Raw genomic sequence first — 17,075 nt, 5'->3', positions numbered from 1 at the left:
CGGGCCATGGCCAAGTACGTTCTCGCGATCGATCAAGGTACGACCGGGTCCACGGCGCTGGTGGTGTCGCTCGATGGGAAAACCGTGGGGCGGCACAATACCGAGTTTCCGCAGCACTTTCCCAAGCCGGGTTGGGTCGAACACGAGCCGCGCGAGATCTGGGCCTCGGTCGTCACCTCGGTGAACCAGGCTCTCGCGGCGGCGAAGGTGGACCCGAAGGACATCGCCGCGATCGGGATTACGAATCAACGCGAGACGACCGTTCTCTGGGATCGCGCCACGGGTGAGCCGATTGCCCGCGCCATCGTTTGGCAGTGCCGCCGCACCGCGGACGTGTGCGATCGCCTCAAGGCCGACGGGCACGAGCCGCGGGTTCGGGAGCGCACCGGCCTGGTCATCGATGCGTACTTCTCGGGGACGAAAATCGCGTGGTTGCTCGACCATGTCGAGGGAGCCCGGGCGCGGGCCGAAAAAGGGGAGCTCGCCTTCGGCACCATCGATGCGTACCTCGTCCATCGGCTAACGGGCGGTGCGGTGCATGCCACGGACGTGACGAATGCGTCGCGCACCATGCTGATGAACCTGGCGCGCATCGAGTGGGATCCCGAGTTGTGCAAGCTCTTGCGGGTTCCCGCCTCGGTGCTGCCGAAGATCGTGGGCAGTGCGGAGGTCGTGGGAACGACGCGGGGCGTCGGATTTTTGCCCGATGGCATCCCCATCGCGGGCATCGCGGGCGATCAGCAGGCGGCGTTGTTCGGGCAAGCGTGCTTTGGCGAGGGGGACGCCAAGTGCACCTACGGCACCGGCGCCTTCGCCCTGATGAACATCGGCCCGCGTCCGCTATTCAGCACGCATGGCCTGGTCACCACGGTGGCCTGGCGGATCGGCGGGGAGGTCACCTACGCCTTCGAGGGCAGCGCATTCATTGCCGGTGCGGCGGTGCAATGGTTGCGCGATGGCCTGGGGATCATCCGGCACGCGAAAGACGTCGAGGAGCTGGCGCGCAAGGTCGAATCCAGCGACGGCGTCGCGTTCGTACCGGCGCTCGCGGGGCTCGGGGCGCCGTATTGGGATCAAGGAGCGCGCGGCACCATCGTGGGATTGACGCGCGGGACCACGGCCGCCCATCTGGCGAGGGCCACACTGGAGGGCATCGCCTTCGAGGTGTGGGATTTGCTGGAGGCCATGACGAAGGACGCGAAGCGCGAGGTGGTTCGGCTTCGGGTGGATGGCGGTGCGGTGCAAAACGATCTGCTCATGCAGCTCCAAGCGGATATTGCCCAGGTAACTGTAGAACGCCCCCTGGACATCGAATCGACCGGACGTGGCGCGGCCATGCTGGCTGCGGTTGGGGCAGGGCTCACGGAAATGAGTGCGCTCACGGCTCTGGCGAAGGTGGAAACCCAGTTTGCGCCGAAGGTGGGACAACCCGAACGCGCAGCAATGCTCAGCAGATGGAAGGACGCCGTGGGGCGAGCCCGGTCCAAAGCCTGATGCGGCGGCGTAACTCTCTTTCACCGCATGATGAAAAATGGCACTCTGTTGTGACCGCCGGCGCTGTGCATCGGGAGCCGGTGCTTAGGAATTACCACCATCCGCGCCTAGCTTTGAGCTCCTTCGGCGATCTTCAGCCCAAGATCGCAAAAGGTTGCCTTTGTCCGCCATCGCGTCGCCGCCGTTCGACGCCTCTTATGCCTTCGAAGGAGCAAGTGTCATGAATGAGCCTGCGGACCGTCCCGCCGCGCCGACGCGCGATGTGCCCGTCGATTGGGAAGCACTCGAGGACGCATTCGAAAACAACGCACCTGAAGTCCATAGCTACTTGCACCTATCGACCGGTGAGGTGTTGCGCGTGGTGGATGGTGTGGCCGACCCACAGATGCATGTGCGCATCTCGTCGGATCCGAATTACCTCCGCATCGATCCGGTGAGCTCGCGGGAGCAATACCGTTGGATGGAGCGATTCATTCCGATGGTCGAAGACAATGATCTCCGCGCCAAGCTGGGACACGCCATCGACGGCAAGGGTGCGTTCCGGCGCTTCAAGGACGTGCTGATGTCCTATGGAGCCGACCGCGAGAAGTGGTTCACCTTCCGGAGCGAGCGCCTGCGGACCTTCATGGAGGCTTGGCTCACTGCGCATGCCATCCGACCCACCGCACGACCGCAGTGGGCAGAAAATGCGACCGGCCCGGAAAGCGAGGGGCCGCTCTCCGAAGTGGGGCCCTCCAGCGAAGAGGCGCCGAAGTCGACCAGCGGTCGGCGCGCCCGCAACGCCGAGGCTGCGCGGCAACATTTGCGCGAGGTGGCCGAGGGGTTGGGCCCGCGCGACTTGGAGACCATCGTCGCGTTCGCCGAGTTTTTGAAAGCGCGCCGCGCGGCACGTGGTTTCGCGCACCACCACGAGCACCTGCAGGAGCGCGATCGGGCGCCGAAGATCGAGCCCAGCCCGGCCTCCCGCCCGCTGCCCCCCGAGGAAAAGGAAGCGCGCTAAAAAGAGAAACCGCCAAGACGCCAAGGACGCCAAGATTTGATTGTGCTGAAGGAACGCCCTCGTTCACGAACTCCAATCCTTGGCGTTCTCGGCGTCTTGGCGCTTCTCTTTTTCCTTCCGGCGCCTGCGCATGCGCAGACCGAGGTGGGCGTCGTGGACGGCGTGGCCGTGCGGTTTTACGCGGCCGACATGGGCGGGCCCTCGCGCCCGCGCTTCATCATGCAGCGCATGCTCGCGTTCGAGGCGCGCATCCAGGCCAAGGTCGAGGATACCGACGCTCGGTCGTACCAAGATCGCCATGTGCGAGCGGCCATCGAGCACCACATCTCGGAGGAGCTTCTCGTCTCGTTGCCGCTGGAGCGCGGGGTGGACGAAGCCGAGCTCGCCCGAGTCGGGTTGGAGCTGCGCACGGGCCTGGTTCAGCGCATCGGTGGTGAGAACGCCTTGAAGGCCGTGGCGGATGCGGAGCGCATCTCGGACGCGGAGATGGCCGCGTTCTTTCGGCGGCATGCGCGCGCAGCGATCTACGTGGAGCGCGCGGTTTTGCCGATCCTCTATCCCTCGGAGGAGCAGCTTCGGGACGTGTACCGGACGGCAGCGCACCCCTACAAATCGCAAAAGTTCGAGGAAGCGCGGATTCCGTTTTCCCATTGGTACGTGGACGAGCGATTGCGCGCTGCAGAAACGGCGTTCTTGCAGGGGGCGCGTTCGCGGGTGAAGATCGCCGTCATCCAATGAGCTCCGGCGACAGCAAGAAGGTGGTCATTGCCGCGCTCGCGGGGAATCTCGCGATTGCAGCCTGCAAGTTCGGCGCGGCGCTCCTGTCAGCCTCCACCGCGACCTTGGCCGAGGCGGTTCACTCGCTCGCCGACTCGGGCAACCAAGGGCTGTTGCTCGTGGGGTTGGCCCTCGCAGCCAGGCCTGCCGACGAGCGGTATCCGTTCGGGCGCTCGGCCGAGAAGTATTTCTGGGCCTTCGTCGTGGCGCTGATGCTCTTCTCGGTGGGCGGTGCTTTCGCCATCTACGAGGGCATCAAGCATTTGACCAACCTCGGGCACGCAGAGCACGAGAGCGCGAAGGAGATCGCCTTCCATCTCGGCGATTGGCCGATTTCCTTCGAAGCGAGCTACCTGAACTACGCGGTGTTGGGCACGAGCATCGTGTTCGAGGCGTTGAGCTTCCGCGTGGCCTTCGGGGAATTCAAAGTGATGGCGCGCGGCCGGCCTTTCAAGAAGGTGCTCTTGGAGGCCAAGGATCCGACGATCCCGCTCGTGCTGTGCGAGGACACGGCCGCGCTCATCGGCTTGGGCATCGCGTTGATTGCCGTGACCTTGAGCCATGTCACCGGCCAGCCCTGGTGGGATCCCGTGGGCAGCTTGATCATCGGCGCGCTGCTGACGTCGGTGGCCGTCATCCTCGCGTGGGTCACGCACGGGTTGCTCATCGGCACCGCGGCGACGACCGAGGATCGCGCGCGCGTGCTCGCCATCGTGCGCGAGAGCCCGGGGGTCGAACGCGTCACGCAAATGCTGACGATGCACCTCGGGCCCGACGTGATCATCCTGGCGCTGAAGATTGCCTTTCAGCCAGAGATGCGTGTGCAAGAAATCGAAGACGCGACGAACGAGCTCGAGCGGCGGCTTCGCGCGGAGCTGCCCGACATGAAGAAGATTTTCGTGGAGGTCGACTCCCACGGCGACGGCCGCGGGGTTCAGTCGCTCGATGATGCGAATGGCAGCCAGGGCGCGAGCGAATCCAAGCTTGCACCGGCCACCTCGAAGTAGCCGACCAGGGTTTCCAGATCTTCGGTCGCGGGTTCGGAGGTGCCAGCCAAGGTGACGGTGCGACCGCGCTCGGTGGAGAGGCATTTCCAGCCGACGACGAGCGTGCAGGGCGTGCGCTGGCAGCCGAGGACGATGCCTTTGTTCGGACCGCGGTCATAAATCGCCCACTTGGAGGCCGCGGCGGCGAGCAGCTCGATGATCATGTCCTCGTCGAGTGCATCGTGGTGGGTGGGATCGCGTGAGAGCCAGGCGAGGAGCTCGAGGTGAAGGCTCCAGTCCATCTTGGGCTTCGCGCGGTCGGCCCAGGCGAGAAAGCGTCGAAAGACGTCAGCGCCATCGGGCGGGCAGAGTGCAAGGACGCGCGGGCAGGGGTCGAAGAGGCCGTGCCAGCGCAGTCGCATGGCAAACTCCGCGACGGCGCGTTCGCGTGTGCCCTCGGGGAGGAGACGGGCGCGCTCTTGGGAGAAGAGCCACGATTCGTCGTCACGCATGCTGCTCCCAGCGGGCGCGCACGGCGAGGATGTCCGCGCGCCAGGGCTCGAGCTCGACGTGGTTGTCGCGTTCCACGCTGATGGTGGCCGCCGTGCTCGTTCGCGAAAAGACGCGTCCGAGGTAGTCGAGGGTGTCGTCGGCGAGAGGGCTGCCATGAAGATCGAGACTGACGAAGGGCGCTTCGCTCGAGGGCTCGTAACCGCCCACGTGAAAGTGGGTGCTCCTCTCCAAAAGCGTATCCCACGCGGCGAGCGGCAATTGGCAATTGCGATGGGCGCAGACGGCGTTGGAGACGTCGAAGAGAAGCCCTGCGCCGGTTTCGCGAAAGAGTCGCTCGAGGAACGCGGGCTGCTCGAGCCCGGAATCGAAGATGGAAGGGTAATTCTCGAAGAGCACGGGCGTGCCCAGTTGCTCTTGCCACGAGGTCACGCGCTGGCACACCAGGTCGTATGTGCGGCCATAATCGAGCTCGGGCAAAAAAGGGACTTCGCGCCCATCGACGGTGAAGCGAAGCAAGTGGTCCGAAATGTAGAAGGGCCGAAGCTCGCGGGCCATGGTGCGAATGCGCGAGGCCATGAAGGCGAGTTGGGCTTCGGTGCGCTCCAAGAAGCGCGAATGCATGATGTGAAAGGCGACGGGCGCGCCATCGAGCGCCGTGGCCATATCCTCTGGTTCGACGTGAAGGAAATTGTCGATGAGGATTTCCACGAAGTCGGCCTGGCCGTCGCGTAGCATTTGACGAATGATCGGCAGGTGCACCGCCCGTGTCCAATTGACGCCGACTCGGACAGTGCGGACCCCGGAGGGCTTCCCCGGCGATGAACCGGGGAAGGCCGGGGTGGAAGAGGATTCGTGCTCTTCCATCTGCTCCACTACAGCCTAATCGCGCTGCAGATGGTTGCACACGATGCCGCGCCGACATCGCCCACGTGAATTTCACGCACGCGCACGATCTCGACCGACTTCTTCGGCTTCTTCGTTTCCTTCTTCTCCATGTGGCATCTCCTCACGAAGGTGGAACCCGATCCGTAGCGTGAATTGCCGGGAGAACCGATGCGGCATCCTGTCGCTGCGGCATGTTGTCGCACCCTCTCAACCCATTTAGCGATGAGAGAATTCACATGAAGGTGGGAAGGCGGGAAGGACTGCCGGCACAGAGGGCGCGGAACGCTTTTTGGGGGTTCAATTCACCTCGTTGGCTGATTGAAATCCCAAAAAAAACTTCCCGCCTTCCCGCCTTCATGTGAATTTCTCTTCTTTAGGCGCGCATGGCGGTAACTGGGGATATGCGGGCGGCGCGGAGGGCGGGGAAGAAGCCGCCAATCAGCCCGACGGCGCCTGATAGCACGACGGCGGATATCAGGATGCCCGGGGTGGGGTGGAATTCGAAGACGATTTCGGACCAGCTGGCGAAGTTCATCATGGAGAACTTTACGAACCCCATGAGCAGCGAGGCGGCTGCGCCCATGGCCCCGCCTAGGGTGGCCAGGAACATCGATTCGACCAGAAATGAGAAGAGGATGCTCCGGCGCGAAAAGCCCAACGCTCGCAATGTGCCTATTTCGCGTTGGCGGTTTGCGACGGCGGCGTACATCGTAATCATGGCGCCGATCATCGAGCCGATGGCGAAGAATAACGCGATCAGCGTGCCGAGCACTTGCATGAACATGCTCGTGCCCTCGGATTGCTTCTCGTAATAGTCGACTTCGCGCATGGCCAAAAGGCCGAGGCGCTTGTCCTGCTCCACGGCGGCTTGGAATCGATCGAAGGCGGCCGGGGACTCCAGCAAGACGTGCACCGAGGAGACGACGCCCTCGCGGCGGAAGACCGTGCGCAGCACCTCCAGATCGACCCATACCTCGGACTCGTGCGAGGAGCCGCCCGCGGTGAAGATGCCCACGACCTTCGCTTGGCGATTCTTTTTCAACTCGAAGCTTTGCCCCAAATCGAGTCCGCGGAAGCGACCGCGGATGCGCTCGCCGACCATGACCTCGTCGCTGCCCGGGGCGGGCGCGCGCCCGGCCACGATTTTCAAGTTGGTGCGCAGTTTGGCCGATAAATCGGTCACGCCGCGAAGTTGTACGTTGCTGATGCCATCGGCGCCCAGCTTTTCAATCGTGTTCACCGCGACGATTTCCCCGGCGCCCAGCGGCTGGTTGCCGCCTGCCTGGTCGTGCTCCACCCCGGGCGCGGCGAGCAAAAGGCTCATGGTGGGCGTCTCGATGACACTGGAAAGCTCGTTGTCGCTTCCTTTGCGCATTACGATTGCGCCATTGGGATTTCCCGAGGTCGTCAGGGTTCGTTTGATGCCCTCGGAGAGCATCAACGCGGAGGCGAATACGAAGACCACGAGCGCCACGCCAAATGCGGTAGCCAATGTCGTGGTTTTGCGCACGGCGAGGCTTCGTACATTGTATCGAATGGGAATCATGTTGCCTCACGCGACTCGCCGCAGCGCCTCGACGACGCGCAATTTGGATACTCGGTAAGCGGGAATGGCGGCTGCCAGAACGCCGACCAGCAGGGACGCGAGGAATGCCACGAGGGCCGTCTCCGGCGTCACCCGGAAATAGGGAAAGTAATTGCCCATGTTCTCCTCGATGAAGCGGCCGAGGCCCTGCTCCACGAAAGGGTAGGCGAGGAGCAATCCCAGCGCGCCCCCGAAGCCGGCCAAGAGCAGCGATTCCCCGAGCACGAAGCCCACGAGGTGCTTCGGCAAAAAGCCCACGGCGCGCAGAACTCCGTATTCGTTCGTGCGCTCGCGCACGCCCATGGCAATGGTATTGCCGAGAATGAGCGACATGATGACCAGAATGACGATGGATATGACGTTGAGCGTCTTCAGCAGCGCCGAGAACGATGCGAGAAAGCTCGCTTGAAAGGCGCCTTCGTCCTGGCTCAAGGTCTGCGTTTCCTGCTCGTCGAACATCTTGTCGATGCGGACCCCCACCTCCGCCGCGCGCGATGGATCGACCACGCGGCTGATGATCCAGCCGACCTGGTCGCGCTGCCGGACAGGGATGGATTCGTTGATGTAGTCGAAGTGAAAGAAGAAGCTCGATCGATCCACGGATTTGGCCGTCGCCTGGTAAATGCCCTCGATGGTGAATTCCCAATTGGGCGTATCCGGATAAAACGGGGTTTGCAACGTGACTTTGTCGCCCACCTTCCACCCGAGTTTGCGCGCCAAAACGTCACCCACCAGCGCGCCTTTGCGGTTCTGTAACCACGCCTGCTTCTCCTGCGGCGCAATCGACATTTCCGTGTACACGTCCAGGTACGTTTTGGGGTCCACGCCCAAGGTCGCAAAGAACTCCTTGTCGTGCGCGGGGTCTTTGGCGCCGAACCACACGGCGTACGTGCTCTGTTTCACGCCGAGCTCCTTGGCATGCTGCTGCAGTTCGCTGACGTAACGCAAAGGCAAGGTCATGATGAAGGTGACTTTGTGGCGGGTCACCACGCGATCTTTGGCCGCAACTTCGGCGCCCAATTCCCACGCCCAAATGACCGTGCGCAGAAGAACGAAGGTCACCACCGGCACGGCGACCCCCAAAATGGTGAGGACCACGCGAAAGCGATTTCGCGCCAAGTTCTTGAACGCGATGGAAAAGAAGTTCACGTTGAAGGCCTTTCTCTATGCGAGTGCGCCCTTTTCGAGGCGGCGCACGATGCCGGCTCGTTCGGCCGCGACCGGATCGTGGGTGACCATCACGATGGTCTTGTGCAACTCTTTGTTCAACGTCTCCAGCAGCCTCAAAACTTCGTCGGCGCTATTTCGATCCAAATCGCCCGTGGGCTCGTCGCAAACGAGAAGCTTGGGATCGTTCACGATGGCCCGTGCAATCGCCACGCGCTGCTCCTGGCCGCCGGACAACTGCCGCGGATAATGGTGCATGCGCTCGGACAATCCCACGATGCGCAATGCCGTCTCCGCGCGCCGCCGCCGTTCGCGCGCAGGCACCGCGGTGAGGAGCAATGGCAATTCCACGTTTTCCACTGCCGAGAGCACCGGCAATAGGTTGTACGACTGAAAAATGAAACCGACGTTGTCGGCCCGCCATCGAGCGAGTTGGCTTTCGCTCAATTGATCGATGCGCTGCCCCGCAATTTCGATGGATCCGCCACTCGGGCGATCCAGACCGGCCATGAGATTCAATAGCGTCGATTTGCCCGAGCCCGAGGGGCCCATCAGCGCTTCGAACGAGCCCGTGGGAATGTCGAGACTCAATCCATGGAGGACTTTGACGGCTTCGTCGCCGCGGTAATACGTTTTGTCGATGGCGCTCAGTTTGATCATTGGTTCCTCTCCAATCGCGCGGCCGTCAAAAAATCAATTTCTCTTGATCGCCTGTCCATCCGCGAGCGCCGGCGAAGGATCCCGCACCAGGACCGTTCCTGGCTCGGGACCATGTTTCAGTTCGAAGCCGGAGCCGAAGGGCGCGCCGAGATCCACGCGCTGCATGCGCACGCGCTCCCCGTCGACCGCGAATACCACTTTGCTGCCCGCGCGCTCGGCCAATGCCGACGAAGGCACGACTTTGCGCGGCGGCTCCTTCATTTGGTCCGCCTCGAGAGGCTTGGACAAAAAGCTCACCCGGGCGCTCATCTCGGGAAGCACGCCCTCGACGGTGTCGACGAGTTTCACTTTGATCGTGCCGGTGGCCTTTGCGCGGTTCAACCGAGGGCTCACCTCGACCACCACCGCGCGAATGCGCTGGTTGGGAATCGCATCGAAGACGGCCTCGCACGGGGCGTCCTTTTTGATGCTGCCCATCTTCGCCTCGGGCACGTCGGCCTCGATGAGCAGCGAATCGAAGTCCACCAGCTCGGTCAGCGGGATCTCCGGATGGACCACCGCCCCCACCTCCACCGGCTTGTTCACGACGGTGCCGTCGATGGGCGCCACGATGGTCAAATTCCCGAGGCCCACGGAAAGCGCCTTCACCTCCGCCCTTTGCGCGTGGGCCTCCGCTTCCGCGGCGCGCGCGGTCTCACGCATCGTGGCTACGCGCGCATCGAGATCTTCCGATTGGGCCGGGGCCACGGCGCCGGTGGCGACCAGCTTTTTCTCGCGGGCGAGCTGCTGCTGCACCTCCCGCATCTGCGCGTGCGATGCCGATGCGCGCGCCGACGACGCTTCGTACCGCGCTTGGGCCGATGCGATGGCGCTCTTTTGATCCGCGGCATCGAGCTCGAACATCACGTCGCCCGCCTTCACACGCGAGCCCTCCTTGATGCGCGTGTGCGCGACCCGTCCAATGACTTTCGCGCCAATGCGTGCCGTGATTTGCGGTACGACGTAGCCGGTCGCGCTCAACTCCACCTGGGCTTGCGACGGCGACACCATGGCCACCTCGGTCACGTCGACCTTGGTTCGGAAGAACTTTGCCTCCAGGTAGGGAATGCCCGCCGTGTATGCGACCACGCCCAAGGCCAACGCGGCCGCACCGCCGCCGACGAGGGTCAGCCAACGTGCGCCGCTCTTGTTCTCTCGTGGATTGCGCTCGATCTTGAGCGACAAAAGGTCGTTCGATAGCTGTTGCGACATGGAAAGCTCCTGGAGCGCAGGGCGCCGTGGAAAGGCACCTATGGCATCGAGCCTCCGGCTTCGCTTGTCCCAGATTGCGAATCGCCCGAGGCTAGGATCGGTTGGTGTACTCTGCCGTCGCGGAGTTTCTAAACAAGGGAGCAAGGTTCAATGGGTTACGTCCACGGTGGTCGAATCGTCGCGCAGGCCCTCAAGCGTCATGGAACGACTCATCTCTTCACGCTGTGCGGGGGGCACATCCAGGCCATCTACGACGGCTGTCTCGATGAGCAGATCCGCGTCGTCGACGTGCGGCACGAGCAGACCGCCGGGCACGCAGCCGATGGCTACGCGCGTGTGACGGGTAAGCCCGGTGTCTGCGCCGTGACGGCAGGTCCCGGTGTAACCGACGTGGTGACCGCCGTGGCCAATGCGCAGCGGGCGGGCGTGCCCATGATCGTGATTGGAGGCGCGGGCCCCAAGCTCCTGACGGATATGGGCTCGCTCCAAGATATGGATCACGTGAGCCTGATGCGCCCCATCACGAAGTGGAGCGTGCAGGTTCCCGAGACGCGGCGCATCGCCGAGTACATCGATGCGGCGTTCCGTGTGGCGCAGCAGGGCGTGCCCGGCCCGGTGTTCCTGGAGATGCCGCTCGACCTGTTGATGAACGTGCACGACGACGCCGATCAGCCGGCGACCGCACCGTTCGCCGAGCCGCCGCGTCCCGGCGGCGATTACCGATCCATCGAGCGCGCGGCGGCGTTGCTCCGCGAGGCGCAGCGGCCGTGCTTCCTCGTGGGCTCGCAGCTCCGATGGTCGCCGATGTTCGATGCGGTGGCCCGCGCGGCCGACGCGTACGAGGTGCCGTTCTTTCTCAATGGGATGGCCCGCACCGCGCTGAAGGCGAACCACCCGCAGCTCTTTTCGCGCTCGCGCAAGTTCGCGCTGGCGCAGGCCGACGTTGCCTTCGTGTTCGGCACGCCGTTCGACTTCCGCGTCGATTATGGCCGCTCGCCGACGTGGGCCAACGACGTGAAAATCGTGCAGATCGATCTGGAGGGCGCCGAGCTGGGACGCAACCGCCGCGTGGACCTCGGCATTCACGGCGACAGCGGGCTCGTTTTGGACCAGCTGCTTCGCGCGCTGCCCTCGAAGAAGGCGCCCGAGTGGCTCTCGGCCGTGCGCGCAGAAGAGACGAAGCGGCGCGCGAAGATGGAGGCCGAGATCGGCTCCAACGATTCGCCGCCCAACCCGCTGCGCGTGTGCGCGGAATTGGGCAAGCGGCTCAAGCCGAACGACATCGTGGTGGGCGATGGCGGCGATTTCGTGGCGACGGCGGCCTACGTGCTCAAGTTGGAGTGGCCGCAGCTGTGGATGGACCCGGGCCCGCTGGGCACCTTGGGTGTGGGTCCCGGTTATGCGATGGCGGCGAAGCTTGCGCGGCCGGATGCGAACGTGGTGCTCGTCTACGGCGACGGAAGCTTCGGCCTGCACGGGCTCGAGTTCGAAGCGATGGTGCGGCAGAACATCCCGGTCATCGCGGTGATCGGCAACGACGCGGGCTGGACGCAAATCCGCCGCGGTCAGGTGGAGATTTACGGAACGGAGCGCGCGGTGGCCACGGGCCTGGAGTACACGCGCTACGAGAAGGTGGTCGAAGCGTGCGGCGGCTTCGGCGCCTACGTCGAGAAGGTGGAGGACCTCGGCCCCGCGCTCGACGCTGCGTTTGCCGCGGGCAAGCCGGCGTGCGTGAACGTGAAGATCGCCAAGAGCGACTTCCGCAAGGGTGCCATCAGCGTCTGACATCGTATAGTGTACCGTACACTGTACGGTTCGAAGAAGGCGGCGTCAAGTGGCGGAGAAAAAGGAGCGCGCCGATCCGGCGCGCAGCCTGTTGTTGCTATGGGGTTCGCACGCGAAGCCCGGTCGTTCCGGGCTGACCGTGCGGGCCATCGTGCAGGCGGCGATCGAACTGGCCGATGCGAAAGGCCTCGAAGCCGTGTCGATGCGGCAAGTGGCCGAGGCCCTGAAGGTCGGGACCATGTCGCTGTACACGCACGTGCCGGGAAAGGGCGAGCTGACCGATCTGATGCTGGATACGGTGCTCGGCGAGATCTACGCGGACGAGGGCGAGCCGGCCCGGCAGCCCGGTGGCTGGCGCGAAGGCATGCGCTTCATCGCGCGTCGCAACTGGGAGGCGTACTTACGGCATCCGTGGATGATCGAAATCCTGGGACCGCGTCCCGCGTTGGGGCCGAACCTCTGTCTCAAATACGAGGCCGAGTTGCGGCCGCTCGACGGGCTCGGGCTCACCGACATCGAGATGGACTCGGTGCTGACATTGGTGCTGACGCACGTGTCCTGCGCAGCGGCCGCGAAGTTGAGCTCGGAGCGTGTGCAGCGTGAGAGCGGAATGAGCGACAGCGAGTGGTGGGTGACCACCGGGCCGATCCTGACCCAAGTGATGGACGAATCGCGCTTTCCGGTGGCCGGCCGCGTGGGCTCGGCCTCGTCGAAGGCCTACGAGGGCCTCTTGGATCCGATGCACATGCTGACCTTCGGCCTCGAGCGCATCCTCGACGGGGTGGCGCTCTTGGTGGAACAGCGCAAACAGAACTAAATCAGGCTAACTGAGCCACACCACGGTCACGCCGTCGCCGCCTTCTTCCTGGGTGCCCGAGCGCATGTGCGCCACGTAGGAGCTGGACTTCAGCTCTTTGCGGAGTGCATCGCGCAGGGCGCCGGTGCCGTGTCCGTGGAGAAGGAAGGCCACCGAGCGGCGCTCGTTGAGGCATCGATCGAGAAAGGACGTGGCCAGGGCCAGGGCATCATCGACGCGCAGCCCGCGCAAGTCGCAGGTGTTGTCGCTGGTCGCAATCGCGGGATCGCGGCGCGCTTCTCCTCCGGGTGCGGCCGCGGGGGCCGGCTTGGCGGGGGCGGCAGGTTCCGCGGGCGCGGCCGAGCGAAGCTCGCCCAAAGGCACGTTCAACTTGAGCGCGCCCGCCGAGACGCGCACCGATTCGCCCGAGACCTCCACCACCTCGGCCTCGGCGCGAAGACGCGGCACGTACACGCGGGTGCCGCGGCGGACTTCACCCGGCGCGAGTGGCCGCCGTTCCGCAGCCTCGCCGCGCTCGCGCGCTTCGCGTGCGCGCACGACCGGTTCCAGCTCGCCGCCCAGCGCCACGGCACCGGAGACGCGTTGGATCGCGCGCTCGGCATCGCGAAGCTGCGCCTCGTCGAGCTTCTTCGCGCGCAGCCGGGCCTGCGCCTCGCGCAAATCGTCCTTGGCGCGCCGCAGGCTCGCGAGCAGTGCCTCGGCCTCGCGCGAGACGATGCGCGCCTCTTGGTCGCGCGTGCGCGCGATCTCCGCCTCCAACCGCGCGCGTGCTTGCTCCGCCTCGCGCTCGCGGGTCGTCGCCGCACTGCGCGCCAGCTCCAAGGCCGCGCGCTCCTCGTGCAGCCGTTTCACGAGCGTCTCGAAGCTCTGATCCTCGCGCGACAGGAAGCGTTCGGCGCGCTCGATGACCGTGCCCGGCATGCCGAAGCGCCGCGCCACGGCGAGCGCACTCGAGCTGCCCGGAATGCCGATGGTGACGCGGAACGTCGGCTCCATCGTCGTGAGGTCGAAGCCCACCGACGCGTTCTGAAAGCGCTCGTCCGCCAGCGCGAGCGCCTTGAGGCCCTCGTAGTGCGTGGTGACCACGACGGCGCCGCCGCGTGCGCACAGTGAATCGAGCACACCTGCGGCGAGCGCCTCGCCCTCGCGCGGATCGGTTCCGCCCGCGAGCTCGTCGAGCAGCACCAGTGCGCCGCGATGGGCCGCATCCAAGATGTCGCGCAGGTTGGAGACGTGCGCGCTGAACGTGGACAGGTTTTTCGACAGGTTCTGATCGTCGCCGACGTCGCTCACCACCACGTCGAAAATGCCGACGACGCTGCCCTCGTCGCACGCGACGGGAAGCCCCGCGCGCACCATCAGCGCCGCGAGCCCCATCGTCTTGAGGGCCACCGTTTTCCCGCCCGCGTTGGGGCCGCTCACCACCACCGCATGCCCTGCGCCGATGGCCAGATCGCTCGCGATGACCTTCGTCCCATCGAGCGCCAAGAGCGGGTGGCGCGCCTTCTTCAAGTCGAGCCGCGGCTCGTCGACCACGTTGGGAAATACTAGCCCGAGCTCCTCGGCCAGCTGCGCAATCGCTGCAAGCACATCGGCCCGCGCGATGGCGGCACGGCAGGCTTCGAGGCTCGCGAGCGCGTCGCCCAACAGCGTCGATAGACGCGTGTAGACTGCAATCTCCTCGCGCTCCACCTCCGCGTCGAGCATCTTGAGGCGGTTGCCCATCGGGATGACCGCACGCGGCTCGACGAAGATGGTCGATCCGCTGGCGCTCGTGGCGTGCACCAAGCCGGGGAAGCGCTCGTGCGCGTCGGAGCGCACGGGCAGGACGTATCGCCCTTCACGCTCGGTGACGAACTTGTCCTGCAGGACGCGCTCGTAGCGCACCATGAGATCTTCCAAGCGCGCCAGCATGCGTTGACGCGCGGCCTGGCGCTCGGCGCGAAGGCGGCCCAACGCGGGGCTCGCGCGATCGGACAGGGTGCCATCCGGATCGAAGGAGCCCGCCACCTCCTCGGCGAGCCCATCCAACGTCGGATCGGTGGCACACGCCGCATAGAGCGCGGGCAACGTACCGCGGCGCGCATGGAGAAAGCGACGCAGCGCACGCGCCGCCGTGAGCATGCCGCCGATGCCGCGCAACTCGATGGGGCCGAGGGCACCGCCCACCTTGAGGCGCTGCACCGCTTCCGTCACGTCGAAAGTGGCGCTGACCGGAAGAGGCTCGCCCGCGAGCAGGCACGAGTGCGCTTCTTTGGCCTCGGCCAGCCGCGCGCGCACCTCTTCCCTGGTGCCGGCGAACGACAGCGAAAGGGCCTCGGACTTCCCCATGTCGCCCTGGCAGCGTTCGGCGACCGCCGAAAGCACCCGGTCCCATTCGAGATCCGCGCGCGTTTTCGCCGGGGCCGCTGCCTCCAAGGCCGATGATGTCGGATACTCAGCGCTCAAGGTCGGGCATTAGTAGGGCGCCTTTTTGGCCGGCGCAAGCGCACCCAAACGCAAGCCCTAGCCCAATTTACGAACTCGCGACCGGCGGGATCGTCGCCTTGTCCGATGTGTCGCGCTTCTCGCGGACGACCCGCAAGATGGCTTGCAGCATCGCGCCGAAGTCCACGGGCTTGGCGAGGTGCTCGTCGAAACCGGCGTGGATCGCGGTCATGCGATCGTCGTGCGCGGCGAAGGCGCTTACCGCAATGGCGGGCACCAGGGCACCCATCGCGGCGGGCGAACTTCGCACGTGGCGAATGAGGGCATGTCCGTCCATGCCGGGCATGGCGATGTCGGACAAGATGACATCCGGACGCACGGCACGAATGACCTGTAGCGCCTCGAACGCATCGCACACCGCGGTGACCCGCGCACCCGCCTGTTGCAGGAAGCGCGAGATCATCGAGCGCGAATCCCGGTCATCCTCGACCACCAGGATGTGAAGCTTTTGAAGGATGTATCGCTTCGAACCGTCGGGGACTTGCTGCAACCGCATTGCGATGATTCCTCCTCACGAGACTTCGCCGCCCGCCCCCGCAGACACAAAGCCGTCCAGCACGCGAGCTCCGGCTCACCCGTGGAAGTGATGGTGGATACTAGCGTTCGCACGCCAGGCGTGCGTTTGCTAAGAAGATGCGCGAAACGACACCGCGTTGCGCGTGTTCGTAAAGATTCTTCCTTTTGTCCGCGCGATCAAGGAACGAGCACGATTTTCCCCTTAACATCGCGTCGGGCGAGGCGCTCGAGCGCTTCACCTGCCTGCGCGAAGGGGAGCACCGCATCCACGTGAGGGCGCAACTTCCCTTCCTGCACCCACGTGAAGAGCTGCGTCGCGTGCGCACGGTTTCGCTCCGGTTCGCGCATGGCGAAGCTGCCCCAGAAGACACCCACCACCTGGCAGCCCTTGAGCAGCACCAGGTTGAGCGGAATCTTCGGAATGTCGCCGGCCGCGAAGCCCACCACCAGGTAGCGGCCTTCCCACGCAATGGATCGCAGTGCGGGCTCGGCCAGTGCGCCGCCCACCGGATCGTAAATGACGTTCGCCCCTTGGCCCGAGGTGAGCACCTTCAGGCGCTCCTTCAGGTCCTCGCGCCCGTACACGATGCCTTCGTCGGCGCCTTGTTCCTTGCAGAATGCAACCTTTTCGTCGGTCGAGGCTGCCGCGATGACGCGTGCGCCGAGTAGCTTCCCGAGCTGCACCGCCGCAATGCCCACCCCGCCGGCCGCGCCCAGCACGAGCAGCGTGTCGCCAGCGTTGAGCGCCGCACGATCGACCAGCGCATGAAGCGTGGTGCAGTACGTCAGCAACGTGGCCGCCGCGGCCTCGAAGGACACGGCATCCCCGATCTTTGCCACCATCGCGTCGGGCACCACGATCACCTCGGCGAAGGCGCCGTGGATCATCGTGGTGGCCACTCGGTCGCCTGGCGCCACCTTGGTCACGCCGGCGCCGACTTCACGGACCACCCCCGACGCCTCCCCGCCCGGCACGAACGGCGGTTCCGGTTTGAATTGATATTTCCCGTACGACAGCAGCAGATCGGGAAAGTTCACCCCTGCGGCCTTTACGTCGAGAAGCACCTCGCCGGGCCCGACCTTGGGCTCGGGCACCTCGTCCACCTCGAGGCCCGAGGGGCCCGTGAGCTGGTGAACTCGAACCGCGCGCAT

At 65.0% G+C, this 17,075-nt stretch carries 15 protein-coding genes; 6 read left to right on the top strand and 9 right to left on the bottom strand.

The features are described from left to right. The first annotated feature begins 6 nt into the window (after window positions 1–6). The 4 genes from glpK (at window position 7) to LZC95_37015 (ending at window position 4,278) form a co-directional block, all read left to right on the top strand. A complete protein-coding gene (gene glpK, locus LZC95_37030) occupies window positions 7–1,494 on the top strand; it encodes a glycerol kinase GlpK (GenBank protein WXA92044.1) in 1,488 nt (495 codons plus the stop codon). A 220-nt stretch (window positions 1,495–1,714) separates the two neighbouring features. Beyond that, window positions 1,715–2,494 carry a UPF0158 family protein gene (locus LZC95_37025; protein WXA92043.1) on the top strand — a complete coding sequence of 260 codons (780 nt, stop codon included), beginning with the start codon at window positions 1,715–1,717 and terminating at the stop codon, window positions 2,492–2,494. A 96-nt stretch (window positions 2,495–2,590) separates the two neighbouring features. Then, a complete protein-coding gene (locus LZC95_37020; GenBank protein ID WXA92042.1) occupies window positions 2,591–3,232 on the top strand; it encodes a hypothetical protein in 642 nt (213 codons plus the stop codon). Next, window positions 3,229–4,278 carry a cation diffusion facilitator family transporter gene (locus tag LZC95_37015; GenBank protein WXA92041.1) on the top strand — a complete coding sequence of 350 codons (1,050 nt, stop codon included), beginning with the start codon at window positions 3,229–3,231 and terminating at the stop codon, window positions 4,276–4,278. Before LZC95_37020 ends, LZC95_37015 begins: the two co-directional genes overlap by 4 nt. Here the strand turns inward: LZC95_37015 and LZC95_37010 are convergent. The 6 genes from LZC95_37010 to LZC95_36985 form a co-directional block, all read right to left on the bottom strand. Continuing rightward, window positions 4,206–4,769, bottom strand: coding sequence for a hypothetical protein (locus tag LZC95_37010; GenBank protein ID WXA92040.1), 564 nt, complete (start codon window positions 4,767–4,769; stop codon window positions 4,206–4,208). The genes LZC95_37015 and LZC95_37010 overlap by 73 nt on opposite strands. Then, on the bottom strand, window positions 4,762–5,505 hold the full coding sequence (locus LZC95_37005; protein WXA92039.1) for a DUF692 family protein: 744 nt from the start codon (window positions 5,503–5,505) through the stop codon (window positions 4,762–4,764). Before LZC95_37005 ends, LZC95_37010 begins: the two co-directional genes overlap by 8 nt. A gap of 523 nt (window positions 5,506–6,028) precedes the next feature. Next, a complete protein-coding gene (locus LZC95_37000) occupies window positions 6,029–7,201 on the bottom strand; it encodes an ABC transporter permease (protein ID WXA92038.1) in 1,173 nt (390 codons plus the stop codon). A 6-nt stretch (window positions 7,202–7,207) separates the two neighbouring features. After that, window positions 7,208–8,389 (bottom strand): FtsX-like permease family protein, encoded by a 1,182-nt coding sequence (locus LZC95_36995; protein ID WXA92037.1) that lies wholly within the window; start codon window positions 8,387–8,389, stop codon window positions 7,208–7,210. 15 nt (window positions 8,390–8,404) lie between these two features. After that, on the bottom strand, window positions 8,405–9,067 hold the full coding sequence (locus tag LZC95_36990) for an ABC transporter ATP-binding protein (protein WXA92036.1): 663 nt from the start codon (window positions 9,065–9,067) through the stop codon (window positions 8,405–8,407). Between the two features lie 33 nt (window positions 9,068–9,100). Then, window positions 9,101–10,318 carry an efflux RND transporter periplasmic adaptor subunit gene (locus LZC95_36985; GenBank protein WXA92035.1) on the bottom strand — a complete coding sequence of 406 codons (1,218 nt, stop codon included), beginning with the start codon at window positions 10,316–10,318 and terminating at the stop codon, window positions 9,101–9,103. A gap of 150 nt (window positions 10,319–10,468) precedes the next feature. On the opposite strand from LZC95_36985, the gene LZC95_36980 reads away from it, so the two are divergent. Together LZC95_36980 and LZC95_36975 are read left to right on the top strand one after the other, a co-directional pair. Continuing rightward, on the top strand, window positions 10,469–12,103 hold the full coding sequence (locus LZC95_36980; GenBank protein WXA92034.1) for a thiamine pyrophosphate-dependent enzyme: 1,635 nt from the start codon (window positions 10,469–10,471) through the stop codon (window positions 12,101–12,103). Window positions 12,104–12,152: 49 nt separating this feature from the next. Then, the gene (locus tag LZC95_36975; protein WXA92033.1) at window positions 12,153–12,920 is read left to right on the top strand and encodes a TetR/AcrR family transcriptional regulator; all 768 of its coding nucleotides are present in this window, start codon (window positions 12,153–12,155) and stop codon (window positions 12,918–12,920) included. A 6-nt stretch (window positions 12,921–12,926) separates the two neighbouring features. Here the strand turns inward: LZC95_36975 and LZC95_36970 are convergent, their stop codons facing one another. The 3 genes from LZC95_36970 to LZC95_36960 form a co-directional block, all read right to left on the bottom strand. Next, window positions 12,927–15,368: a Smr/MutS family protein gene (locus tag LZC95_36970; GenBank protein ID WXA92032.1), complete on the bottom strand. Its 2,442-nt coding sequence runs from the start codon at window positions 15,366–15,368 to the stop codon at window positions 12,927–12,929. 67 nt (window positions 15,369–15,435) lie between these two features. After that, window positions 15,436–15,903 carry a response regulator gene (locus tag LZC95_36965; protein WXA92031.1) on the bottom strand — a complete coding sequence of 156 codons (468 nt, stop codon included), beginning with the start codon at window positions 15,901–15,903 and terminating at the stop codon, window positions 15,436–15,438. Window positions 15,904–16,100: 197 nt separating this feature from the next. Further along, window positions 16,101–17,075 (bottom strand): NADPH:quinone oxidoreductase family protein, encoded by a 975-nt coding sequence (locus LZC95_36960; protein WXA92030.1) that lies wholly within the window; start codon window positions 17,073–17,075, stop codon window positions 16,101–16,103.

Source organism: Sorangiineae bacterium MSr12523, assembly GCA_037157775.1.
Taxonomy (GTDB): Bacteria; Myxococcota_A; Polyangia; order Polyangiales; family Polyangiaceae; genus Pendulispora; species Pendulispora brunnea.
This window is presented reverse-complemented; position numbering and strand designations above follow the sequence as displayed.